The organism is Rahnella ecdela (genome assembly GCF_019049625.1).
Lineage (GTDB): Bacteria > Pseudomonadota > Gammaproteobacteria > Enterobacterales > Enterobacteriaceae > Rahnella > Rahnella ecdela.
Map to the genome: position 1 here is coordinate 1 of NZ_JAFMOY010000022.1, position 255 is coordinate 255.

1 pseudogene is annotated in these 255 nt (G+C 52.9%); it reads right to left on the reverse strand.

The features are described from left to right. A pseudogene (locus J1784_RS26960) lies at positions 1-133 on the reverse strand (anaerobic sulfatase maturase); the annotation flags it as partial. Between the last annotated feature and the right edge of the window lie 122 nt (positions 134-255).

The window sequence follows — 255 nt, forward strand, 5'->3', positions numbered from 1 at the left end:
TGCAGTCGAGATTACAGGTTGAGCCGGAGGGTTTGGCCATCACGTGGAAACGTCGCTTATATTCCGGGCCTTTGCCATCAAATTTTTCAGCTGACGGGAGTGCTTTAACAGGCAATGTGGTGCTGTACTTCATCGCGCCTCCTGAATGGAATGCCGGGCAGTTTCCCGCCCGGCTTATGCCATGTATTAGTTATTCGCGTTGGCGCCCTGTTCGATCATCGCTGCCGCATCGGAAATCGTGAATGAGCCTGGTTT